Source organism: Paracoccus denitrificans, from assembly GCF_900100045.1.
Lineage (GTDB): Bacteria > Pseudomonadota > Alphaproteobacteria > Rhodobacterales > Rhodobacteraceae > Paracoccus > Paracoccus denitrificans.
Genome location: NZ_FNEA01000026.1, coordinates 32,133 through 55,036 on the forward strand (window position 1 = coordinate 32,133; position 22,904 = coordinate 55,036).

Below are 22,904 nucleotides of genomic sequence, written 5' to 3' on the forward strand. Positions count from 1 at the left end.
ATCGGCGAAGTCAAGGCCGAGTCAATGGCCGAAGGGATGCACGATCATCCAGATCGCGCCGTAAAAGGCCGTCAGTGCCACCGCCAAGATCGACATCGCCACGATCACCACCCGATGACGGCGCATCAGCCGCGCCGCCCGGAGCCCGGCCTCGTTCACCGGCATGCCCACCTCGGCCTGGGCCAGCACGGCGCGCAGCCGCCGCGCCAGCCGCAGTTCCAGCGCGAAAAGCAGCGCGAAGGGCAGGATCAGCAACACCAGCGCCTGCGCCATCTCCAGCCCGTAGCCGAAGCCCAAGATGGCCAGCGTGGTCAGCAGGAAAGCGCCCAGTCCCATGAGGACCGGCCCCTCGCGCCGGTCGACGCGCCAGCGCGGCAGGGTCAGCGACAGCCAGTCGAGCAGCGTCAGCGCCGCCGGATCGTCCCGGGGGCCGGGCTCGGCGCGGATCGCGCCGGCGATCACGTCCGCGGGCACGCCCAGGATGCGCCGCCCCGCCAGGGTCCAGGCCAGGGTCAGGATCACCCAGAACCAGATCGAGCCGAAGGACCGGCTGTCCAGCAGGGCGAGGATTCCCTCGGGTCGGGGCACGTCTTCTCCTTGCAGCGGTTGCGTCAGGCAAACTAACCTTGGCCGGCGCAAAGGAAAACCGTGATTTTCCGCCCCCGCCGCCAAGGGGTTGCACCCTGCCGGCCCAGGGTGCAGTTTCAGGCCCAGACCACCCCAGCCACAGGCCCCGCCCATGTCCCCGAACCCGATCGTCGCCCCCTTTCCCGCCGCGCGCCTGCGCCGGCTGCGCCGCACCCCCGCCCTGCGCGCGATGGTGACCGAGGTGGACCTGACCCCCGCGAACCTGATCTGGCCGATCTTCGTGACCGAGATCGCCGGCGGCGAGGGCGAGATCCCCTCAATGCCCGGGGTCGAGCGGCTGACGCTGGAGGGCGCGAAACGCGCGGCGGAAACCGCGATGCGGCTGGGCATCCCGGCGATCTGCATCTTTCCGCATTCCGACCCGGACCTGAAGACCGAAGGCTGCGAACGCGCCTGGGACCCCCAGAACATCGGCAACCGCGCCATCCGCGCCATCAAGGAGGTGGCGCCCGAACTGGCGGTGATGACCGACATCGCGCTGGACCCCTATAACGCCAACGGCCATGATGGGCTGGTGCGCGACGGCGTGATCCTGAACGACGAGACGGTCGAGGCGCTTGGCCGCATGGCGCTGGTGCAGGCCGAGGCGGGGGCGGATATCCTGGGCCCCTCGGACATGATGGACGGGCGCATCGGCGCATTGCGCGGGCTGCTGGAGGCGAACGGCCACAAGGACGTGGCGATCCTGTCCTATGCGGCGAAATTCGCCAGCGGGTTCTATGGTCCGTTCCGCGACGCGGTGGGCGCCTCGGGGCGGCTCGTCGGCGACAAGAAGACCTATCAGGTGAACCCCGCCAACCGCGAGGAGGCGATGCGCTGCGTCGCCCGCGACCTGGCCGAGGGTGCCGACATGGTCATGGTCAAGCCGGGCATGCCCTATCTGGACATCTGCCGCATGGTGAGGGACCAGTTCGCGGCACCGACCTTCGCCTATCAGGTCAGCGGCGAATACGCGATGATCGAGGGCGCGATCCGCAACGGCTGGCTGACGCGCGAGGTGGTGGTCGAAAGCCTGCTGGCCTTCCGCCGCGCCGGCTGCGACGGCATCCTGACCTATTACGCGCCGCAGGTGGCCGAAAGGCTGGCATGAGGCCGCCCGGTCCTTTATCATCGCCGCCTTACAGGCGGGCCAGCCGCCGATCAGGGAACGAGGGCGAAAGATGATGTATTCCAAGCGGATGAGCCGGCGCCTGGTGCTGCTGGGCGGTGCGGCGCTGGGGCTGGCGGGCTGCTCGAACGCGGTCGGGCAGGATGCGCCCTCGCGGCTGGACGCGCGGGTCGATGCGACGCGGGATTTCCTGCGGCGCAGCTATCCCAACGTGGCGCCCATGGTGCAGAACGCCAAGGGCGTGCTCTACATGCCGCTGATGACCGAGGCGGGATTCGGCGTCGGCGGCGCCTATGGCCAGGGCGCGCTGCGCATCAACGACGTGACGGTGGACTACTATTCGGCGACGCAGGCCAGCGTCGGCTTCCAGATCGGCGCACAGCAATATGCGCATGTGCTGATCTTCCAGACCGATGCCGCGCTGGCCGATTTCCGCAGGGCGCCGGGCTGGGTGGCCGAGGCCGGGGCCTATTACGCCCTGCCCGCCGGCGGCGTCTCGATGGGCACCGACACCATCACCTCGCAGCAGCCGGTGGTGGCGATGGTGTTCGGCCAGTCCGGGCTGATGGCCGGTGCCTCGATCGCCGGGACGAAATACACCCGCATCATCCCCTCGACCTTCTGAGGCTCGACCTTCCGAGGGACGAAAATCGAAAAGGCCGGGCGCCCTGCCCGGCCTTTTTCGTTTCAGCTGCCGTGGATGATGCGGACGTAGTTGCGCGTCTCGCGATAGGGCGGCACGCCGCCGTATTTCGCCACCGCCCCCGGACCGGCATTATAGGCCGCCAGCGCCAGCCGCCAGTTGCCGAAGGTGTTGTACATCATGCGCAGATAACGCGCGCCGCCTTCCAGGTTCTGGATCGGGTCGTTCGGATCGACGCCCAGCTTGGCAGCGGTGCCAGGCATCAGCTGCGCCAGCCCGCGCGCGCCCTTGTGCGAGCGTGCCGACGGGTTCCAGCCCGATTCCTGCTGCACGAGGCGCAGGAACAGATCCTCGGGGACGCCATGCTTGCGGGCCATGGCGCGGGCATGGGGCAGATACTGGCTGCGCCGGTTGCCGTTATAGGCGGGCACGGCTGTGGGCAGGTCCAGCTCGACCACGCTCTTGGTCGAAGTGCCGCCCGGGCGCAGCCGGGCCGATTGCTGGTATTGCCCGGCCAGGCGCGAATCCATCAGCCGGGTCTGGCGCTCGAACTGCGCCTGTCGCGACTTGCCGCTTTTCACCTGCAGCCGCAGCCCTTCGGCCGCAGCGGGCGCAGCCAGCCCAGCCGAAAGCGTCAGGGCCATTACGGCCCGGCCCAACCGGCGCAGCATCGCCTGATCGCGTGAAAGCATTACTGGTCCCTCATGCATGGCGTTGTCTTTTTTGTGCGGCACTATAGCGCAAAGCCGGGCCGGCGCCGCAAGAGGATTTCACGGCGCGCGCAGCAACGGAATCTTCGGCGGATTTTCGCCGATCATCGGCGCGACGTCATTCCATTGGCCCCCGACGCCATTCCGCTTGCCCCTGCGGCCCATCACGCGCTACACCCGCGCGGGAACCAAAGACAACGAAAGGGACCGCGGCATGGCAGGCAGCGTGAACAAGGTGATCCTGGTCGGCAACCTGGGCCAAGACCCGGAGGTCCGCAGCTTCCAGAACGGCGGCAAGGTCGCCAACCTGCGGATCGCCACCAGCGAGCAGTGGAAGGACCGCAACACCGGCGAGCGTCGCGAGCGCACGGAATGGCACACGGTGGTCATCTATTCCGAACCGCTGGTCCGCGTGGCCGAGCAATTCCTGAAAAAGGGCTCCAAGGTCTATGTCGAAGGCCAGCTGGAAACCCGCAAATGGCAGGATCAGAGCGGCAACGACCGCTATTCGACCGAGGTCGCGCTGCGCCCCTTCCGCAGCGAGTTGCATATGCTCGACAGCCGCGGCGGCGCGGGCGGCGGCGGCGGCCGCGATGAAGGCTATGGCGGCGGCAGTTACGGCGGTGGCTCTTCCGGCGGCAGCTCGTCCGGGGGCGGATATTCCTCGGGCGGCGGTGGCGGCCAGTCGCAGAGCCGCCCCGATTTCGACGACGACATCCCGTTCTAAAGCGGCCGGGCGGCCATTTCGGCCGCCACGGCATCGTCGATCGGCGTGCCGTAGGTCATCAGGATATAGCCTAGGACCGAATAGAAGCCGACGGTGGCGATCAGGTCCATGACCGCCTCGCGCCCAAGGGCCTGCGCCAGTTCGGCCTCCAGCGTCTCGGGCAGGCGGCGCTGGTCGAAAAGCGCATCGACCGCCGCCGCGATCAGCCCGTCCTCGCCCCCCGGCATGCCCTCGCCGCGCATGGCAAGGATGCGCTCGTCCGCCATGCCAAGCGCCCGCGCGCGGCTGACGTGATGCGCCCATTCATAAGCCGAGCCCATGCGATGGGCCGCCCGCAGGATCACCAGTTCCGAGCGGATCGGGCCAAGCGCGGTATCCTTGACGACATGCTGGCGCAGCGGCGCCCAGGCCCGCAACAGCGCGGGGTGATGGGCCATGGTGCGATAGACGTTCAGCGCCCCGGCAAAACCCTGGCGCAGGTCGAGGATCTCTGCGGGCCAGTCGGCATCCGCAAGCGGCGGGCAGGAAGAAGTCATGAAAAGCTCCGGTCAGGGAAAGTATTTCGCATAGATCTCGGGCGCGCGATCGGCCCAGATGCCGGTGAAGCCGCGATAGCGGGCGATCTGCGCCAGGTCGATCTCGACCCGCAGCACGTCCTCGCCATCATGGTCCAGCGCACCCAGCACGGCGCCGTCGGGCGCCAGCGCGCAGGAGCGCCCGAAAAAGCGCTGCCCGCCATGGCTGCCGCTGCGGTTGCAGCTAAGGAAGAATACGCCGTTCTCGGTCGCGCGCGTATAGGCGCGGTGCAGGAACAGCGCCTCGTCGGGGACCGGCGCATCCTCGGCGCCGAACGAGGCCCAGACCGAGGTCACGATCCCCGCGCCCTGCATGGCCATGATGCGGGTGATCTCGGGAAAGCGGATATCGTAGCAGATCTGCATCCCCAGCCGCGTCTCGCCGAAGGCAAAGCTATCGATCCGGTCGCCGCGGGTGAAATACAGCTTTTCGTTCTGCCATTGGTGGATCTTGGCATAGCAGCCCAGAACCCCCTGCGGACCGATCAGCAGCGAGCAGTTGCGCATCACGCCCTCGCGCAGCGGATCGCGCAGGCCCATGCCGATGACGACATGGGTGCCGTGCCGCTGCGCCGCCTCGGCCAGCGAGGCGATCTCGGGCCCGTCCGGCGCGGCGCAGGCGCGATGCAGCGCGCCGGCATAATCCGCCGGCGGCAGGGTCATCGCCCCGCCGGGGACCAGCGGCTCGACATAGCCGGTATTGGCGAGTTCGGGAAACAGGATCAACTGCGCGCCGCGTCCCGCCTCGGCGGCGATATGGTCATGGATGCGGCGCAGGTTCCGGGCGGGGTCCAGCGCCGCCACGTCCATCTGGACCAGGCTCGCGGCGATCATGCCGGCACCTCGATCCGGCGGCCCGTGGAAAAATCCCAGTCGCGGCCGGGTGCGGCGGCAATCAGCGCGCGGGTATAGTCGTGGCGCGGATGGGCCAGCACCTCGGCCGCCGGGCCATGCTCGACCACCGAACCGCGCCGCATCACCATCACCTCGTCGCAGATCTGGGCGGCGACGCGCAGGTCGTGGGTGATGAACAGGATGGCCAGATCGCGCTTGGCCTGCAATTCGGCCAGCAGGTCCAGCACCTGCGCCTGAACCGAGACGTCCAGAGCCGAGACCGCCTCGTCCGCCACGATCACCTCGGGGTCCATCATCAGCGCGCGGGCGATGGCGATGCGCTGGCGCTGCCCGCCCGAGAACTGGTGCGGAAAGCGCCGCAGGCTGGCGCGCGGCAAGCCGACGACCTCGATCAGCTCGCCCGCGCGTTCCAGCGCCGAGGCACGGCTTTCGCCCATGTTCAGCGGCCCCTCGATCATGCTTTCGGCAATGCGCAGCCGCGGGTTCAGCGAGCGGTTGGGATCCTGGAACACCATCTGCACCCGACGCCGCGCCGGGGCCAGCGCCCTGGCGCCTCGCAAGCGGGCGATGTCCTGGCCGCCGACGCGGATCTCGCCGCCGCTGGGATCCTCCAGCCGCAGCACGCAACGCGCCACCGTGGACTTGCCCGAGCCGCTTTCGCCGACGATGCCCAGCGTGCGGCCCTGCGCCAACCGAAAGCTGACCCGGTCCACCGCATGGACGCGATGCGGCGCTCGGCCCAGCAATTGCGCCGGCAGCGAGCCGATCTGGAAGACCTTCTCAAGCGCGCTGACCTCGATGGCGGGCGGGCCGGCCGCCTCGGGACGCGGCGCGCGCGGGACCAGCGAGGGCACGGCGCGCAGCAGCGCCTGGGTATAGGGCTGGGTGGGGTGGCTCAGCACCTGCCCGACCGGGCCGGCCTCGACCATCTCGCCATGGCGCATGACGCAGACGCGGTCTGCGATATCGGCCACCACCCCCATGTCGTGGGTGATGAACAGCACGGCGGTATTCTGCTGCTCCTGCAATTCGCGGATCAGGCTCAGGATCTGCTTCTGGGTGGTCACGTCCAGCGCGGTCGTCGGCTCGTCGGCGATCAGCAGCCGGGGCTTCAGCGCCAGCGCCATGGCGATCATCACCCGCTGGCGCTGGCCGCCGGACAGCTGGTGCGGATAGCTGTCATAGATGCGCGGCGGATCGGGCAGGTGCACCGAGGCAAAGACCTCCAGCGCCGCCTGCCGCCGCTCGGCCGGGCTCATCCGGCGGTGGGCACGATAGACCTCGTCCATCTGCAGGCCGATCTTCAGCACCGGGTTCAGCGCGGTCATCGGCTCCTGAAAGATCATCGCCATGTCCGAGCCGCGCAGCGTCTTGGTCCGCGCCGGCGTCGCGGTCAGGATCTCTTCTCCGTTCAGCCTGACCGAGCCGGCGGTCGCGCGCAGCTCGCCCTGAGGCAGCAGGTCCATGGTCACCAGCGAGGTCACGGACTTGCCCGAGCCGGATTCGCCGACCAGGCAGACCGTCTCGCCCGGCGCGATGTCGAAGCCGATGCCCTTGAGGATCTCGACCGGCTCGCGGCCGCAGGTCGAGACGCGCAGGTCGCGGATCGACAGCACCGGCTGGGCGGCATTGGCGTGATCGGCCATCAATCGGCCCTCCCCTTCATCTTCGGGTCCAGGCGGTCGCGCAGCGCGTCGCCCAGAAGGTTGATCGACAGGATGCACAGCGACAGCACGATGGCCGGCCAGAATACCAGCCAGGGCCGCATGGCGAAGTAAAGCCGCCCCTCGGCCATGATGTTGCCCCAGGTCGGGATCTCGGTGCCGATGCCGACGCCCAGGAAGGACAGCGCCGCCTCGGTCAGGATGGCGGAGGCGTAGATATAGGTCGCCTGCACGATCAGCGGCGCGATGGTCGCCGGCAGCAGGTGGCGCAGGATCAGCCGGGGCGCGGGCGTGCCCAGCAGCTGGGCTGCCTCGACATAGGGTTCGGCCCGCGCCGCCAGCACGCGCGAGCGTACCAGCCGCACCACCTGCGGGATCTCGGGGATCATGATGGCGATGATGACCGTGACCAGCCCCGCCTTGGTCAGTGCGACGATGGCGATGGCCAGCAGGATGCCGGGAATGGCCATCATCCCGTCCATCAGCCGCATCAGCACCGCGTCGAGGCCGCGGAACCAGCCGGCCAGCAGGCCCAGCGGCAGGCCGATCAGGATCGCGCCCGCCGCCACGCCAGCCCCCACCACCAGCGAGACGCGGGCGCCATGGATGATGCGGGAATAAAGGTCGCGGCCGAAGCTGTCGGTGCCCAGCCAATAGGTCTCGGATGCGGGTTGCAGCCGCATGGCGGCATTGATCCGCGTCGGCTCGAAATTCGCCAGCTGCGGGGCAAGGATCGCCATGGCAAGGGCGGCGGCAAGGATCGCCAGCGACAGGATGACGGTCCAATGCGGCAGGTTGCCTGCCAGCCGGCGGCGCGGCAGCGCGGGATTCAGGGGCGTCGTCATTGGTAGCGTATCCTCGGATCGGTCAGCGCATAGGAGATGTCGATCAGCAGGTTGATCACGACATAGGTGCCGGCGGTCAGCAGGATGATCGCCTGGATCAGCGGATAATCCCGCGCCAGAACCGCATCGACCACCAGCCGGCCAAGGCCGGGGACGTTGAACACCGTCTCTGTCACCACCACGCCCGAGATCATCATGGCAAAGCCGGTGCCGACCACGGTCAGGATCGGGATGGCGGCATTGCGCAGCGCGTGGCGGAACAGGATCACCCGCTCGGACAGACCCTTGGCGCGGGCGGTGCGGATGTAATCCTCGCGCAGCACCTCGAGCATGGCGGCCCGCGTCATGCGCGAAACCAGCGCGATATAGATCAAGGAAAGCGCAAGCCCGGGCAGGAAGATGCGGTGCAGGAAGGGCCAGAACCCCTCGGCCAGCGGCCTGTAGCCCTGCACCGGGAACCATTTCAGATGCACGGCGAAGATGCCGATCAGCACATAGCCGATGACGAAGATCGGCACCGAAAAGCCCAGCACCGACAGCGACATGACCAGCCGGTCCACCAGCCCGCCATGGCGGCGCGCGGCGACGACGCCCAGCGGCAGCGAGATCACCACGGTCAGCACCATGGCGACCGTGGCCAGCGCCAGCGTCGGGCCGATGCGCTGGCCGATCATCTCCAGCACCGGGCGCTGCGAGATCAGCGAATGGCCGAAATCGCCGCGCAGCATGTTGCCGATCCAGGTCGTGAACTGCGTGGCCAGCGGCGCATCGAGGCCAAGGCTGTCGCGGATCGCGGCGATCTGCTCGGGGCTGGCCTGATCGCCGGCGATGGCCTGCGCCGGATCGCCCGGCGTCAGCCGCAACAGCATGAACACGATCAGCGCGATCAGGAACATGACGGGCACCGCCATCAGCAGGCGGCGCAGCAGGTAATAGAGCATGGCGACCTCTCGTGAAGCGTCGGGGCGCGGGCAAGGCCCGCGCGCCCGGACCTGCTTATTCGGGCTTCTTCACGCCCCAGAACAGGGTGATCGGACCGGGTTGCAGCTCGGTGATCCCGTCCCGCCAGGCGGCGACCGACTGGAACTCGCCGGCATTGTAGTAGAAGCCCTGGTCATAGGCGATCTGCTGGATCTCGGCGGCGATGCGCTTTTGCTCGTCCAGGTCGGTGGCGACCAGATACTGCTCGCGCAGCGCCTCGATCTCGGGGCTGACCGGCCAGCCGGACCAGGCGTTGTCGCTGCCCGAGCCATCCAGCAGCGCATGGACCAGCGGGTTCCAGATCCCGGTCACGCCCCAATAGGTAAAGAGCATGTTCCAGCCGCCCTCGGCCACCGGCTGCCAGCCGTTCTTGCGCGATTGCAGCGTGGCCCAGTCCATCGAGGCGACCTCGACCGCAAAGCCGGCCTCGCGCAGCCGCTCGGCGGCGACGATGGGCTGGGTGGACAGGATGGTCAGGTCGGTCGGCTGCATCATCAGCACCGGGGTTCCGTCATAGCCTGCGGCCTTCAGGATCTCCTGCGCCTTGGCCATGCGCTCCTCGGCGCTGCCGGCCAGGTATTCCGAGCCGGCATCCGACGCCAGCGGCACCTCGCAGCCGTAATCCGAGGCGCAGAGCGTGTAGTATTCCGGGTCGCCGATGGCGGTCTGCATCAACTGCTCCTGATCCAGCGCATACATGGCGGCGCGGCGGATCTCGGCATCGTCAAAGGGCGGCAGTCGGTGGTTGAAGCGCCCCGTGACCTGGCTGCCCAGCGGGTTGATGACGCCGTATTCCACCTCGTCGTTCATTTGCAGCAGGGGCAGCAGGTCGATGGTCACCTGCTCGATCAGATCCACATCGCCCGATTGCAGCGCGTTGATCGAGGTCTGCATGTCCGGCATCGCCTTCCACACCACCTTGTCGACATTCACCACCTTGCCGCCGGCGGTCCAGCTGGCCGGCTCGGGGCGCGGCTGGTAATCCTCGTTCCTGACATAGACCGCCTGATCGCCGGGCCGGTATTCCTCGGCGACGAACTTGAACGGGCCCGAGCCGACCATCTCGGCCACCTGCTCGCCCGAGGGCGTCTCGGCCAGGCGCTTGGGCATCATGAAGGGCGGCACCGGCGAAGGCTTGGCCAGCAGGTCCAGCACATGGCCGAAGGGACGGGCCAGCGTCAGCACCAGCACCTTGTCCGAGGTCGTCTCGATCGAGGCGACATATTCCATCATCTTGCGCCCGGCCGGATCGTTCTCGGCCCAGCGTTTCAGCGAGGCGACGCAATCCTCGGCCGCGACCGGGCTGCCGTCATGCCATGTCAGCCCGTCGCGCAGGGTGAAGGTATAGGTCAGCCCGTCGTCCGAAACCTGGTAATCCGCCATCTGCGGCTGCGGCTTGTAATCCGCATCCATGCCCAGAAGCGTGTCGAAGACCATGAAACCATGCGTCCGCACGATCTGCGCCGTGCTCAGATGCGGATCCAGCGTGCGCAGCGGCGCCTGCATCACCACGTTCAGCACCGTCTCGGCCGAAGCCGGCCCGGCGTGGAGCAAACCCGCCGCCATGGCGGCCCATCCAAGGGCGCGAAGTCCCGAAATCGTCATCATACCTCTCCTGTTTCTGGTTCTTTTGTGATTTCCGGCAGTTCGCACCACGGCCATGCCCGGGTGACGTCCAGCCGGCGATAGGGGATCAGCCGCACATCCGCAGGGCCGAGGTCGGGGGTGTCGACCACGAGGATGCGTTCGGCCAATGGTTCGTAGAAGTCGCGGAAATGCGTCTTGGAGCGCAGCAGGATCACGTCGTAATCCTGCGCCCGCTCGCCGAAGATGGTGAAGGGATCGCCATCCACGGCAAAGGCGAAATGCGACACCACCGAGACCCGGACCCGCCCGATCCGCAACAGCGCCGTCAGCCCCAGATCGACAAAGCTGCCCTGCTGGTAGCGGCCCGAGACGGTAAAGGATTTCGCTCCGGTCCAGAGCACTTCGGCCGCGGCCTCGACCGGGCCGCCGGTTTCGGGCGCGCTCTTGCCGCCCAGCCTGACGGCGATGCGCGCGCCCGCGCCCGCCGCATGGGCCTGCGCCGCCGTCTGCGGGTCCAGCAGAAAGGGCACCATGACCCTGCCCACATCCCGGCCCAGCAATGCGCGCAGCAGATGCGTGGAATCGTTCATCCGGTCGGCATGTTCCAGCAGCACCACCGGCCTGCCCGTCGCGGGATGCGCGGCCAGGTCGGCCATCGCCTGATCGACCGTCATGACCGGCACCGCCCCGGACAGGTCGCGCCGCAGCCCGTGCAGGCGGCGGGCGAAATGCTGCGCCCGCGCCTCGGCCGCCGCCTGCCCCTGCCAGTCGAGGCAGATCACCGACATGCCGGTATTGGCGGCATCGGCATAGGAAAACCCGGCCATGACCGAGATGTCGCAATCGCCTTGGGCTTCCGCGGCCCGCGCTTCGGCCATGACCCTTGCCAGCGGCTGCAACGAGGTGGCCGACATGATCGAGGGGATCACGATCCCCGGCCGCGCCACCGCAAGGCCGGGCCGTCGCCCTTCGCGGATCATGCGCAACAGGGCGCGGGTGGCGCGCTGGCCGGTCTCGCCCATGTCGATATGCGGCGAATGGCGATAGGCGACGGCGATGTCGGCACCGCGCAGCATCCGCGCATCGACATTGCCGTGATAATCCAGCGCCACCGCGATGGGCAGATGGGGTTGGGCGGCGCGCAAGCTGTCGATGACATGGCGCTCGACATCCGCATGGCCCTCGGCCCAGCAGGCGCCGTGCAGGAACAGGACGATCCCGTCCAGCCGCCCGGCTCCCGTCACGCCCTCCAGCAACTCGCGCGTGTAATGCGCCACCGCCTCGTCGCTGGCGGGGCCGAGCGCGCCCAGCAGCGTATGGAACAGCGGCACGAATTCCGCGCCCTCGCCCTCGCAGATCGCGATGCTGCCGCCGGGCACGGTATTGGTGCCGCGAAACCGCGCCGGGATCTGGGCGCCGCGGGTGCAGACGCGCTGGAACTCGGCCAGCTCGACCCGTTGCGGGACGGTACTGACCGATTCCAGGTTGAACCCGGCAAAGGCGATGCGCGGCGCCATGGCGGCCCTACCCCGCCGTCGCGGCGGCGATGGCGCCGGCAAGACGGTCGACGATCTGGTCGATTTCCTCGGGCTGGATGATATAGGGCGGCGCCAGCAGGACATGGTCGCCGCGCACCCCGTCGATGGTCCCGCCCATCGGATAGCACAGCAGGCCGCGCGCCATCGCCTCTTTCTTGACGCGCGCATGGATGCGGCGGGCGGGATCGAAGGGCGCCTTGTCGTCCTTGTCGGCGACAAGCTCGATGCCCCGGAACAACCCCCTGCCCCGAATGTCGCCGACATGGGGCGATTGCCCCAGCGCAGCGTCGAGGCCGGATTGCAGGCGCTCTCCCATGGCCTGCACATGCTCCATCATCCCGGGGCGCGACAGGATCTCGACCACCTTGTCGGCGGCAGCGGCAGCGACCGGATGGCCGATATAGGTATGGCCGTGCTGGAACAGGCCGGACCCGTCGGCAAAGGCGCGATAGATGCGCTCGGACAGCATCACCGCGCCGATGGGCTGGTATCCGCCCCCCAAGCCCTTGGCGATGGTGACCAGGTCGGGACGCACGCCCTCGGCCGCGCAGGCGAAGATCGAGCCGGTGCGCCCCATGCCGCACATCACCTCGTCCAGGATCAGCAGCACGCCATGGCGGTCGCAAACCTCGCGGATGCGGCGGAAATAGCCCGGCACCGCCGGCACCGCGCCCATGGTGGCGCCGACCACCGGCTCGGCCACGAAAGCGATCACCTGATCCGGGCCGAGCTCGATGATCCTGGCCTCCAGCTCCGCGGCCAGCCGCGCGGCGTAATCCTCGACCGTCTCGTCCGGGCGCTGGTCGCGATAGGCATAGCAGGGCGAGACGTGATGCGTCTCGGGCAGGATCGGCTGGAACTGCGCGCGGCGCCAGGCATTGCCGCCCGCGGCCAGCGCGCCGATGGTGTTGCCGTGATAGCTCTGCCGCCGGGCGATGATATGGCGCCGCTGCGGCTGGCCGATCTCGACGAAATACTGCCGCGCCATCTTCAGCGCCGCCTCGACCGCCTCGGAACCGCCCGAGACCGGATAGACATAGTCCAGCCCCTCGGGGGCCAGCCGCACCAGCCGCTCGGCCAGCGATTCCGCGGCATCGGTGGTGAAGAACGAGGTATGGGCATAGGCGATGCGATCCATCTGGGCGCGCATCGCCTCCAGCACCTCGGCATTGCCGTGGCCCAGGCAACTGACCGCCGCACCCCCCGAGCCGTCGATATAGCTGCGCCCCTCGGCATCGCCGATATGGACGCCCTGCCCCGAGACCGCGCGCGGCAATGCCGCTGCAATCGAGCGGTGAAGAATCCTGGTCATTCGTCTGTCCCGTATCTGCAAGGGAATCGCGGCAATGCCGCCCTGGACGATTCGTGCCAGAATCGATTCCACATTGCAACGATTGTTTTACGAACTAAGTATTCGATACATTCGGATTGTCATTTTGCCGGAAACCCGTTGCTTTCCTGCGATGTTCAGGCAATTTGGTGACCCAGGAAGCAAAGGTTTGAAACATATGTCTCAGGGCGACGCATTGCGTGACCGGATCATCGGCACCTTCGAGTCCATGCCGCCGCAGTTGCAGCAGGCCGCGCGCCACATACTGGAACATCCCGACGAGGTGGCTCTGGTCTCGATGCGGGAACTGGCGCGCAATGCGGGCGTGCAGCCCTCGACCATGACGCGGCTGGCCAAGTTCCTCGGCTTCGCCGGCTACGAGGATATCCGCGCCCATCACGCCCAGGCAATCCGGTTGCGGGTCGACGGCTTCGCCGCCCAGCAGGAACGGGCCAGCACCAGCGACGAGGGGCTGGCCCAGCAGATGCTGCACAGCCTGTCCCTGCAGATCGCACGGCTTGGCGAGCCCGCCTCGATCGCCCGGCTGGAGGCTGCGGCCGAACGGCTGGCGCGGGCGCGGCGGATCTATGTGCTGGGCCTGCGGTCATGCCATCTGGTGGCCTGGCATTTCCACTATGTCATGACGCTGCTGGGCGAGCGGACCGAGCATCTGGACGGGCCGGCCGGCACGGTGGGCGACGGGCTGATGCGCGCGGGGGCCAAGGATGTGCTGCTGGCGATCTCGATCAACCCCTATGCGCGGCACAGCCTGGAACTGGCCCAGCTCGCGCGGGAAAAGGGCATGGGCGTCGTCGCCATCACCGACAGCGAGGTCTCGCCGCTGAACGGCGTTGCCGACGAGGTGATTCTTTGCGCGACGGAAAGCCCGACCTTCTTTCACACCCTCGCGCCGGCGCTGGCGGTGTCCGAGGTGCTGTGCGGATTGCTGGCGAACCGCGACCGTGCCGCCGCGCTCGAAGCCCTGCAAAAGGCCGACCGCCACCTGCTGGCCCTGAACACCTATTCCAGCGCGATCCCCAGGCGGCAATGATCGTGCCGGGGCGGGTCGCACCGCCCGGTCGGCGCTGCCTGGACCCGGAACTGGAAAGGCCCGCCAAAGCGGCGGGCCTTGTTCTTTTACGCTCCGGCTGGCGGACGATCCGCCCCACCAAGAACGAAGGTCACTCCATGAAGAAGGCGAAGCGGATGACGAACAGCGCGGCGACGATCCAGGTCGCTGCATGCACCTCGCGCGCGCGGCCGGTCGCCAGCTTGATCGCGGCATAGCTGACAAAGCCGAAGGCCAGGCCGTTGGCGATGGAATAGGTAAAGGGCATCATCAGCGCGGTCAGCACCGCCGGCGCGCTTTCGGTGACGTCGCTCCACTGGATTTCCTCGAATTCGCGCACCATCAGGCAGGCGACGTAAAGCAGCGCCGGCGCGGTGGCATAGGCCGGAACCGAGCCCGCCAGCGGCGCGAAGAACACCGCCAGCAGGAACAGCCCCGCGACGACCAGCGCGGTCAGCCCGGTGCGCCCGCCCGCCTGCACGCCCGAGGCGCTTTCGACATAGGCGGTGGTCGAGCTGGTGCCCAGCATCGAGCCTGCCAGGATCGCCGTCGAATCCGCCATCAGCGCCCGGCCGAGGTTCTTGTTGGTATGGGTCGGCCCCTCGGTCAGCAATCCGGCGCGCTTGGCCACGCCGATCAGCGTGCCGGTGGCGTCGAAGACCTCGACCAGCACCATGACCAGGATGACGTGGAAGATGCCCACGGTCAGCGCGCCTGCGACGTCGAGTTGCAGGAAGGTCGGCATGATCGAGGGCGGCATCGAGATCACCCCGCCGAAGGGGCTGGCGCCGATGGCGATGGACACGACCGTGATGACCATGATGCCGATCAGGATCGAGCCGCGCACCTTCAGCGCGTCCAGCGCCGCGATGATGAAGAAGCCGACGATGGCCAGCAGCGTGCCGGTCTGGGTCAGGTCGCCCAGGCCCACCAGCGTCGCCGGATTGTCGACCACGATGCCCGAGTTCTTCAGCGCGATCAGCCCCAGGAACATGCCGATGCCGGCGGCGATGGCGCTGCGCATGGATGTCGGAATGCCCGCGATCAGCCAGCGCCGGATGCCTGTCACCGACAGGAACAGGAATATCAGGCCCGAGATGAACACCGCCCCCAGCGCCTGCTGCCAGGTGAACCCCAGCGCGCCGACCACGGTAAAGGCGAAAAAGGCGTTCAGCCCCATGCCCGGCGCCATGCCGATGGGCCAGTTGGCCCACAGCGCCATGATCGCCGATCCCAGCGCCGCGGCAAGGCAGGTCGCGACGAAGACCGCGTTGCGGTCCATGCCGGTCGAGGACAGGATCTCGGGGTTCACGAAGATGATATAGGCCATCGTCAGGAAGGTGGTAATCCCTGCGATCACTTCCGTCCTTACGGTTGTGCCATGGGCCGTCAGGCCGAACTGCTTGTCTAGCACGGTTCCTTCCCCTGGACTGATGCTGGCGCCGCTGGCCGTCAGGCCGGATTGCTTGTCTGGCATGTTTCCTCCCAATTGGCGGCTTGCCCGCCGTGCTGGCCAGAATATGCCCGGTGATCTTCAACGAGAATGCAAGGTATAGCGACAGAGTTTCAATGAGATGTTTATAAACAGTGATTTTCAAGAAAAACTTGGTTCTGTTTATAGAAATTCTCGGGTTGCCTGAAAGGCCGGCAGGGTGATGAGTGCTAGACAGCCAGAAATCAGGAAAGGAAGCAAGTGATGCGATACAGCCGCGACATGATCGGTTATGGCGAGCACACGCCCGACCCCCAATGGCCCGGCAACGCCCGGATCGCGGTGCAGATCGTCATCAACTACGAAGAAGGCGGCGAAAACAGCATCGAGCACGGCGACGCTGCCTCGGAAGCCTTCCTGTCCGAGATCATCGGCTGCCAGCCCTGGCCCGGCAAGCGCCACTGGAACATGGAATCGATCTATGACTACGGCGCGCGGGCGGGTTTCTGGCGCCTCCATCGCCTGCTCAAGGATGTGCCGCTGACCATCTACGGCGTCGCCACCGCGCTTGAGCGTGCGCCCGAGCAGGTCGCCGCCATGCAGGCCGCAGGGTGGGAGATCGCCACCCACGGCTATAAATGGATCGACTACCGGGACATCCCGCGCGAGGTCGAGGCCGAGCATATAGCCAAGGCCATCGAGCTGCACACCCGCGTCACCGGCGAACGGCCGCGCGGCTTCTACCAGGGCCGCACCTCGATGAACACGGTCGAGCTGGGCTGCGAGGAAGGCGGCTTCGAATACCTGGCCGACACCATCGCCGACGACCTGCCCTATTGGCACGTCCACGACGGCAAGCCGCAGCTGATGGTACCCTATACGATGGACGCCAACGACATGCGCTTTTCGTCCGGCCAGGGTTTCGGCACCGGGGTCGAGTTCTTCGACTACCTGCGCGACAGCTTCGACGTGCTCTATGCCGAGGGCGAGGCCGGCGCGCCCAAGATGATGTCCATCGGGCTGCATTGCCGCCTTGCCGGCCGTCCGGGCCGCGCCATCGCGGTGCAGAAATTCATCGAACACGCCCGCAAGCACGAGGGCGTCTGGTTCGCCACCCGGCTCGACATCGCGCGGCACTGGGCCAGGACCCATCCCTACCAGCCGAAGCAGCGCCCCTCGCAGATGGAACGCGAGGAGTTCGTCGCGGCCTTCGGCGGCATCTACGAGCATTCGCCCTGGATCGCGGAGCGAGTCTGGGAAGGCGAGATGGGCGCGATCCACGACACCCCCGGCGGGCTTGCCGCACGCATGGCGCAGGTCTTCCGCGCCGCCAGCGACGAGGAACGGCTGGGCGTGCTGCTGGCGCACCCGGACCTGGCGGGCAAGCTGGCCGCTGCCAAGCGCCTGACCGCCGACAGCACCGCCGAACAGGCAAGCGCGGGCCTCGACAGCCTGACCGACGACGAGCGCGCCGAATTCGACCGGCTGAACACGGCTTATGTGGAAAAGCACGGCTTCCCCTTCATCATCGCCGTGCGCGACCACGACAAGCCGGGGATCATGGCCGCCATGCGCCGGCGCATCGACAACGACACCGCGACCGAGCGCGCCGAGGCCGAGCGCCAGGTCAGCCGCATCGGCGCGCTGCGCCTGCAACAGATCCTGGGCGATAACTGAGCCCCTTCCCCGCCCGCGCCGACCCGCGGGCGGGGCGCAAGACATGATCCGGGCCAACAGAGATCCCGGCGCAACGGAGACCTGCCATGACCGCCACCACCCCGACCTATGCCGGGCCTTTCGCCGGCCTGCCGCCGCAGACCGACCTGACGACCGACACCGCCACCTTCACCGAAGCCTATGCCGTCATCCCCGCCAGCACGATGCGCGACATCGTCACCAGCTTCCTGCCGGGCTGGACGGGGATGCGGATGTGGATGATCGCCCGCCCGCTCTCGGGCTTCGCCGAGACTTTCAGCCAATATATCGTCGAGCTTGCGCCGCAGGGCGGCTCGGACCGGCCCGAGGACGACGCGGGCGTGCAGGCGGCGATCTTCGTCACCGAAGGCACGATCACGGTGACCATCGACGGCACGGCGCATGAGCTGACCCCCGGCGGCTTTGCCTATATCCCGGCGGGCATGGCATGGTCAGTGAAGAATGGCGCCGAAACCGCGCGCTTTCATTGGTGGCGCAAGCGCTGGCAGGCAGTCGAGGGGTTGTCGAAGCCCGACGTGATCGTCGCCAACGAACGCGACATCGCCCCGATCCCGATGCCCGACACCAACGACAGCTGGGCGACCACCCGCTTCATGGACCCGGACGACCTGCGCCACGACATGCATATCACCATTGTGACCTTCAAGCCCGGCGGCTCGATCCCCTTTGCCGAGACGCATGTGATGGAGCACGGGTTGTTCGTGATCGAGGGCAAGGCGGTCTATCGGCTGAACCGCGACTGGGTCGAGGTCGGCCCGGGGGATTTCATGTGGCTGCGCGCCTTTTGCCCGCAATGCTGCTATGCCGGCGGTCCGGGCAATTTCCGCTATCTGCTCTACAAGGACGTGAACCGCCACGCGCCGATCTGGAAGTAAAGGGGCTCCGCCCCCGCGCGGCGCCCGCCCCTTGATGGGGCGGACGCCGCGCTCCCCCGGGGTATTTGAAAAACGGAAAAAGCCTGCGACGGCCTAGCCGGCGCGGCGAAAGGTCAGGTTGATGCGCGCGGCGCCGGTCAGCGGATGCTCGGCCCGTCTCAGCGTCAGGATGCCGTGCCAGGCCAGCCGCGCCGGCCCGCCCCAGACCACGACATCGCCATGGTCCAGCACATGCTTCGCCACCGGATCGCTGCGCTCGGGACCGCCGAACTGGAACGTCGCCGGCAAGCCCAGCGAGACCGAGACGATGGGCGCATCGAATCCCGCCTCGTCGCGATCCTGGTGCAATCCCATCTTGACCCCCGGCACATAGCGGTTGACCAGGCAGGCATCGGGCCGGAAGCCGGGGAACCCCGCCCGCGCGGCCGCCTCATCCGCCAGTTGCAGGAAGCGTGCGGGCATCGCCGGCCAGGGTCGCCCGGTCAGCGGATCGCAGGGCTCATAGCGATAGCCGCGCCGGTCGCTGACCCAGCCGAGCGCACCGCAATTCGTCATCTCGACACCGATCCGGCGCCCGCCCGGGGTCAGCATGTGGCGGAAGGGCGAAAGGGCGGCGATGCGCTCGACCTCGGCCAGGATCTCGGGGGCCGAGGCAAGGCCGCGCAGGATCATGGCGCCCGGGCCGATGGGCTCGTCGCGACGGGTTCCGAACAGGTCTGGCTCCATGCCGTTCTCCCACGGAATTGTCATGGCGCGGATCTTGACCCGCGCGCCCGGCAATGGCTTTCAGGTCTGGCCACAGCAAAGGACTCTTGCCATGCTCCGCCCCCTTGCCGCAATCGCCCTTGCGCTGCTTTGCGCCCTGCCGCCGGTCCCCGCGCAGGCGCAGGACCACAGCCCGGCCGAGGTCGCGGCGATCAAGGATGCCGTGTTCAACGGCCCCGGCCTGCCGGTGATGGGCAATGCGCAGGGCGATGCGGTACTGGTCGAGTTCTCGGATTACAATTGCGGCTTCTGCCGGAAAAGCGCGCCGCAGGTCATGGCACTGCTGCAATCGGACCCGGGGCTGAGGCTGGTGGTGCATGAGATCCCGATCTTCGGCGAGGGCTCGCGCTTTGCCGCCGAGGCGGCGCTGGCCGCGCAGGCGCAGGGCAAGTATGCCGAGTTCCATCGCGCCCTGATGGCGATGCGCGGCAAGGCCGAGAAACCTTCGGTGCTGCGCGTGGCGCGCGAGGTCGGGCTGGACGTGGCGCGGTTGCAGCGCGACATGCAGTCGCCCGAGATCACCCGGCGGATCGAGCGCTCGCTGGCGCTGGCCGACGAGATCGGGCTGGTCGGCACGCCCAGCTTCATCGCCGGCGACCGGGCGATCTTCGGCTATCTGAGCAAGGACGACCTGGCCGAACTGGTGGCCGAGGCGCGCGCCGCGAAATAGCGCGCGCCTTTCGCATTCAGGTGCGGATATCGACGCCGAGATGCTTGGCGACGGTGAAGATGTCCTTGTCGCCCCGGCCCGACAGGTTCACCACCATGATATGGTCGCGCGGCAGGTCCGGCGCGATCTTGACGACATGGGCCAGCGCGTGGCTGGGCTCCAGCGCCGGGATGATGCCTTCGAGCCGGCAAAGGGTCTGGAAGGCCGCCAGCGCCTCGTCATCGGTCACGCTGACATATTCGGCGCGGCCCTGTTCCTTGAGCCAGGCATGCTCGGGTCCGATACCGGGATAGTCCAGACCGGCGCTGATCGAATGGCCTTCGAGGATCTGGCCCTCGCCGTCCTGGAGCAGATAGGTGCGATTGCCGTGCAGCACGCCGGGGCGGCCGCCGGTCAGGCTGGCGCAATGCTGCATGCGCTCGTCGACGCCCTTGCCGCCGGCCTCGACGCCGATGATGCGCACCGAGGGCTCGTCGAGGAAGGGATGGAACAGCCCCATGGCGTTCGAGCCGCCGCCGATGGCCGCGACCACGCTGTCGGGCAGCCGCCCCTCGCCTTCCTGCTCGGCCAGTTGCCGGCGGGTCTCGCGACCGATGATGCATTGGAAATCGCGCACCATGGCCGGATAGGGATGCGGGCCGGCGACGGTGCCGATGCAATAGAAGGTGTCGCGCACATTGGTCACCCAGTCGCGCAGCGCGTCGTTCATCGCATCCTTGAGCGTGCCGCGGCCCGAGGTGACCGGCACCACCTCGGCGCCCAGCAGCCGCATGCGGAAGACGTTCGGCGCCTGGCGCTCGACGTCATGCGCGCCCATGTAGACGATGCATTTCAGCCCGAAGCGGGCGCAGACCGTCGCGGTCGCCACGCCATGCTGGCCGGCGCCGGTTTCGGCGATGATCCGGGTCTTGCCCATGCGGCGCGCCAGCAGGATCTGGCCCAGCACGTTGTTGATCTTGTGGCTGCCGGTATGGTTCAGCTCTTCGCGCTTGAGATAGATCTTGGCACCGCCCAGTTCCTCGGTCAGGCGCGGGGCGAAATAGAGCGGGCTGGGCCGGCCGACGTAATGTTTCCACAGATCGTCCATCTCGGCCCAGAAGGACGCGTCGTCCTTGGCGCGCTCGTATTCGGCCTCGAGGTCGAGGATCAGCGGCATCAGCGTCTCGCTGACGAAGCGGCCGCCGAAGATGCCGAAGCGGCCCTGCTCGTCCGGGCCGGTCATGAAGCTGTTGATGAGGTCTTCGGCCATGGCTCTCCTCGGGCGCGGTCGCAATGAGTATTTGGGGAACAGAGAAGCCCCGTCAGAGGGATTTCTTATATCCGATATGGGAAGGGGTAAAGCCGAGCCTGTCGTAGAAGCGATGCGCCTCGCTACGGCTGCGGTTGGTGGTGAACTGCAAGAGCGTGCAGCCGGCGGTGCGGGCGCGGGCCTCGGCATCGCGGATCAGCGCCTCGCCGATGCGGCGGCCGCGCTGGTCGGGACGGACGCGCACCCCCTCGATCTGGGCGCGGCGAGCGGCGGAAAGCGACAGGCCGGCAATGAAGGTGATCTGGTAGCAGGCGATCACCTGCGCGTCGATCAGGCCGACGATCAGGTGGTTCGCGGCCTCGGCCTGCATGGCGTCGTAGGCGGCGAGATAGGGGGCAAGGTCGTCGCCTTCGCGCCCCTGACCCAGCATGTCGTCGCGCAGGAGCGCAAGGATGGCGGGAACCTCGTCGCGCCGGGCCTCGCGAAAGGCGACGGTGGCAGTCACGGGACCGGCAGTCACAGGATCGGCGCCGTGGCGCGGGCGATGAAGCTGCGGATGCGGTCGGGATCCTTGACGCCGGGCGCGCTTTCGACGCCGGAGGAGACATCGACGCCCGGCGCGCGGGTCAGGCGGATCGCCTCATGCACGTTCTCGGGCGTCAGGCCGCCGGCAAGCAGCCAGGGCTTGAGGATCTGCCGCCCGGCCAGCAGCCGCCAGTCGAAGGCAAGCCCGTTGCCGCCCGGCAGCACCGCATCCTTGGGCGGTTTCGCGTCGATCAGCAGCATGTCGGCGACCAGCCCGTAATCCCAGAGCGCGTCGAGATCCTGCGGATCGGCCACGCCCACCGCCTTCATCACCGGCAGGCCGGTACGCGCCTTGACCTCGGCCACGCGGGCGGGCGTCTCGGCGCCGTGCAACTGGATCACGTCCAGGGGCACATGTGCCAGCACCGCGTCCAGCGCCGCGTCATCGGGGTTCACGAACAGCCCGACCTTGGCCACGCCCAGCGGCACTTGCGCGGCCAGCTCCGCCGCCGTCCCGGGCGTCACATGGCGGGGGGATTTCGGAAAGAAGACGAAGCCGACATAGCGTGCGCCCGCGTCGACGGCCGCCGCGAGGCCCGCGGCCTCGGTCAGGCCGCAGATCTTGACGGAAACGGCCATGGCATCAACGCGGCGCCGGCAGGGTCGAACCCGTGCCCGCCGGGGCGGCCGCCGGCTTGCGCGTCTCGTCCAGGATCGCCAGCACATCGTCGCGCGGCGCGGCATGGGTGCGGCGCAGATCGCCGACCTCGCGCTGCAGCTGCGCCAGATCATGCGCCCGGCGGCTGGATTCGGCGCGCAGATGCGATTCGCGGATCCATTCCCAGACCAGCCCGAGCAGCACGCCGAAGACCATGGCCAGGAACAGCGCGACAAAGGCGGGCATGGTCAACGACCATTGCCCGCCGGCAAAGGGCGCCAGCGCCTCTGGTACCAGGCTGACAGTGACAAGCTGGCGATTCGCCGCCGCCAACAGCATCAGCACGACGGCCAGAATGACAAAGAAGAAGACCCGGATCGCGCGCATGCCTTGAACCCCGTAAAGATTGTCGCCGGCAATCTGGCCTATTCGTCGAGGCCGTTCAACCGTTCCCGCAACAGCTTGCCGGTCTTGAAGAAGGGCACATGCTTTTCGTCGACGCTGACGGTCTCGCCGGTGCGCGGGTTGCGGCCCTGGCGGGCGTCGCGCTTCTTGACCGAGAAGGCACCGAAGCCGCGCAACTCCACCCGGTCGCCCCGGGCCATGGCGTCGATGATCTCCTCGAAGACGGTGTTCACGATCCGCTCGACATCGCGCTGGAACAGATGCGGGTTTTCTTCGGAGATCTTCTGGATCAGTTCGGATCGGATCATTGCGGTTCCTGAATCTGGTGT

General features: G+C 67.8%; 24 protein-coding genes. 7 read left to right on the plus strand and 17 right to left on the minus strand.

Annotation, left to right across the window (positions count from 1 at the left end; genetic code table 11):
- Positions 1-21 precede the first annotated feature (21 nt).
- Positions 22-588: a hypothetical protein gene (locus tag BLT64_RS19680; protein WP_041530414.1), complete on the minus strand. Its 567-nt coding sequence runs from the start codon at positions 586-588 to the stop codon at positions 22-24.
- Positions 589-739: 151 nt separating this feature from the next.
- Between BLT64_RS19680 and hemB the strand changes: the two genes are divergently transcribed.
- Both hemB and BLT64_RS19690 read left to right on the plus strand, forming a co-directional pair.
- Positions 740-1,738, plus strand: coding sequence for a porphobilinogen synthase (gene hemB / locus BLT64_RS19685; RefSeq protein WP_041530413.1), 999 nt, complete (start codon positions 740-742; stop codon positions 1,736-1,738).
- 70 nt (positions 1,739-1,808) lie between these two features.
- Entirely contained in the window at positions 1,809-2,381 is a 573-nt protein-coding gene (locus BLT64_RS19690) for a lipid-binding SYLF domain-containing protein (RefSeq protein ID WP_011750043.1), read from the plus strand.
- Between the two features lie 62 nt (positions 2,382-2,443).
- Here BLT64_RS19690 and BLT64_RS19695 read toward each other — a convergent pair whose 3' ends face one another.
- The gene (locus BLT64_RS19695) at positions 2,444-3,091 is read right to left on the minus strand and encodes a lytic transglycosylase domain-containing protein (RefSeq protein ID WP_011750042.1); all 648 of its coding nucleotides are present in this window, start codon (positions 3,089-3,091) and stop codon (positions 2,444-2,446) included.
- 232 nt (positions 3,092-3,323) lie between these two features.
- On the opposite strand from BLT64_RS19695, the gene ssb reads away from it, so the two are divergent.
- Entirely contained in the window at positions 3,324-3,836 is a 513-nt protein-coding gene (gene ssb / locus BLT64_RS19700; protein WP_011750041.1) for a single-stranded DNA-binding protein, read from the plus strand.
- Here the strand turns inward: ssb and BLT64_RS19705 are convergent.
- The 8 genes from BLT64_RS19705 to BLT64_RS19740 are packed head-to-tail and all read right to left on the minus strand — an operon-like array spanning position 3,833 to position 13,193.
- Positions 3,833-4,372: a carboxymuconolactone decarboxylase family protein gene (locus BLT64_RS19705; RefSeq protein WP_011750040.1), complete on the minus strand. Its 540-nt coding sequence runs from the start codon at positions 4,370-4,372 to the stop codon at positions 3,833-3,835. The genes ssb and BLT64_RS19705 overlap by 4 nt on opposite strands.
- A gap of 12 nt (positions 4,373-4,384) precedes the next feature.
- Positions 4,385-5,245, minus strand: coding sequence for a carbon-nitrogen hydrolase family protein (locus BLT64_RS19710; protein ID WP_011750039.1), 861 nt, complete (start codon positions 5,243-5,245; stop codon positions 4,385-4,387).
- Entirely contained in the window at positions 5,242-6,912 is a 1,671-nt protein-coding gene (locus BLT64_RS19715; RefSeq protein WP_011750038.1) for an ABC transporter ATP-binding protein, read from the minus strand. Before BLT64_RS19715 ends, BLT64_RS19710 begins: the two co-directional genes overlap by 4 nt.
- Positions 6,912-7,775, minus strand: coding sequence for an ABC transporter permease (locus tag BLT64_RS19720; protein WP_011750037.1), 864 nt, complete (start codon positions 7,773-7,775; stop codon positions 6,912-6,914). The genes BLT64_RS19715 and BLT64_RS19720 overlap by 1 nt, the downstream gene beginning before the upstream one ends.
- A complete protein-coding gene (locus tag BLT64_RS19725) occupies positions 7,772-8,716 on the minus strand; it encodes an ABC transporter permease (protein ID WP_011750036.1) in 945 nt (314 codons plus the stop codon). The genes BLT64_RS19720 and BLT64_RS19725 overlap by 4 nt, the downstream gene beginning before the upstream one ends.
- A gap of 55 nt (positions 8,717-8,771) precedes the next feature.
- A complete protein-coding gene (locus BLT64_RS19730; RefSeq protein ID WP_041530627.1) occupies positions 8,772-10,361 on the minus strand; it encodes an ABC transporter substrate-binding protein in 1,590 nt (529 codons plus the stop codon).
- On the minus strand, positions 10,361-11,860 hold the full coding sequence (locus tag BLT64_RS19735; RefSeq protein WP_011750034.1) for a M81 family metallopeptidase: 1,500 nt from the start codon (positions 11,858-11,860) through the stop codon (positions 10,361-10,363). The genes BLT64_RS19730 and BLT64_RS19735 overlap by 1 nt, the downstream gene beginning before the upstream one ends.
- Before the next feature lie 7 nt (positions 11,861-11,867).
- Entirely contained in the window at positions 11,868-13,193 is a 1,326-nt protein-coding gene (locus tag BLT64_RS19740; protein ID WP_011750033.1) for an aspartate aminotransferase family protein, read from the minus strand.
- 196 nt (positions 13,194-13,389) lie between these two features.
- Here BLT64_RS19740 and BLT64_RS19745 point away from each other — a divergent pair, with 196 nt between their 5' ends.
- Positions 13,390-14,262 carry a MurR/RpiR family transcriptional regulator gene (locus BLT64_RS19745; protein ID WP_041530411.1) on the plus strand — a complete coding sequence of 291 codons (873 nt, stop codon included), beginning with the start codon at positions 13,390-13,392 and terminating at the stop codon, positions 14,260-14,262.
- A 130-nt stretch (positions 14,263-14,392) separates the two neighbouring features.
- Here the strand turns inward: BLT64_RS19745 and BLT64_RS19750 are convergent, their stop codons facing one another.
- Positions 14,393-15,757, minus strand: a complete 1,365-nt coding sequence (locus BLT64_RS19750) for an NCS2 family permease (RefSeq protein ID WP_011750031.1) — start codon at positions 15,755-15,757, stop codon at positions 14,393-14,395.
- A gap of 219 nt (positions 15,758-15,976) precedes the next feature.
- Here BLT64_RS19750 and puuE point away from each other — a divergent pair, with 219 nt between their 5' ends.
- Complete coding sequence (gene puuE, locus BLT64_RS19755; RefSeq protein ID WP_011750030.1) at positions 15,977-17,389, plus strand: allantoinase PuuE; 1,413 nt, start codon at positions 15,977-15,979, stop codon at positions 17,387-17,389.
- Positions 17,390-17,475: 86 nt separating this feature from the next.
- A complete protein-coding gene (locus BLT64_RS19760) occupies positions 17,476-18,303 on the plus strand; it encodes a bifunctional allantoicase/(S)-ureidoglycine aminohydrolase (RefSeq protein WP_011750029.1) in 828 nt (275 codons plus the stop codon).
- Between the two features lie 93 nt (positions 18,304-18,396).
- On the opposite strand, the gene alkB is transcribed toward BLT64_RS19760, so the two are convergent.
- Complete coding sequence (gene alkB / locus BLT64_RS19765; protein ID WP_011750028.1) at positions 18,397-19,053, minus strand: DNA oxidative demethylase AlkB; 657 nt, start codon at positions 19,051-19,053, stop codon at positions 18,397-18,399.
- Positions 19,054-19,120: 67 nt separating this feature from the next.
- Here alkB and BLT64_RS19770 point away from each other — a divergent pair, with 67 nt between their 5' ends.
- Positions 19,121-19,738, plus strand: coding sequence for a DsbA family protein (locus BLT64_RS19770; protein ID WP_011750027.1), 618 nt, complete (start codon positions 19,121-19,123; stop codon positions 19,736-19,738).
- A gap of 16 nt (positions 19,739-19,754) precedes the next feature.
- On the opposite strand, the gene trpB is transcribed toward BLT64_RS19770, so the two are convergent.
- From trpB to ihfB, 5 genes are read right to left on the minus strand one after another with little or no spacing between them, the layout of a single operon-like run.
- On the minus strand, positions 19,755-20,987 hold the full coding sequence (trpB, locus tag BLT64_RS19775; RefSeq protein ID WP_011750026.1) for a tryptophan synthase subunit beta: 1,233 nt from the start codon (positions 20,985-20,987) through the stop codon (positions 19,755-19,757).
- Positions 20,988-21,039: 52 nt separating this feature from the next.
- Positions 21,040-21,492, minus strand: a complete 453-nt coding sequence (locus BLT64_RS19780) for a GNAT family N-acetyltransferase (protein WP_011750025.1) — start codon at positions 21,490-21,492, stop codon at positions 21,040-21,042.
- An 11-nt stretch (positions 21,493-21,503) separates the two neighbouring features.
- Positions 21,504-22,151 (minus strand): phosphoribosylanthranilate isomerase, encoded by a 648-nt coding sequence (locus BLT64_RS19785; protein ID WP_011750024.1) that lies wholly within the window; start codon positions 22,149-22,151, stop codon positions 21,504-21,506.
- Positions 22,152-22,155: 4 nt separating this feature from the next.
- Entirely contained in the window at positions 22,156-22,557 is a 402-nt protein-coding gene (locus tag BLT64_RS19790; RefSeq protein WP_011750023.1) for a LapA family protein, read from the minus strand.
- A gap of 38 nt (positions 22,558-22,595) precedes the next feature.
- A complete protein-coding gene (ihfB, locus tag BLT64_RS19795; protein WP_011750022.1) occupies positions 22,596-22,883 on the minus strand; it encodes an integration host factor subunit beta in 288 nt (95 codons plus the stop codon).
- Between the last annotated feature and the right edge of the window lie 21 nt (positions 22,884-22,904).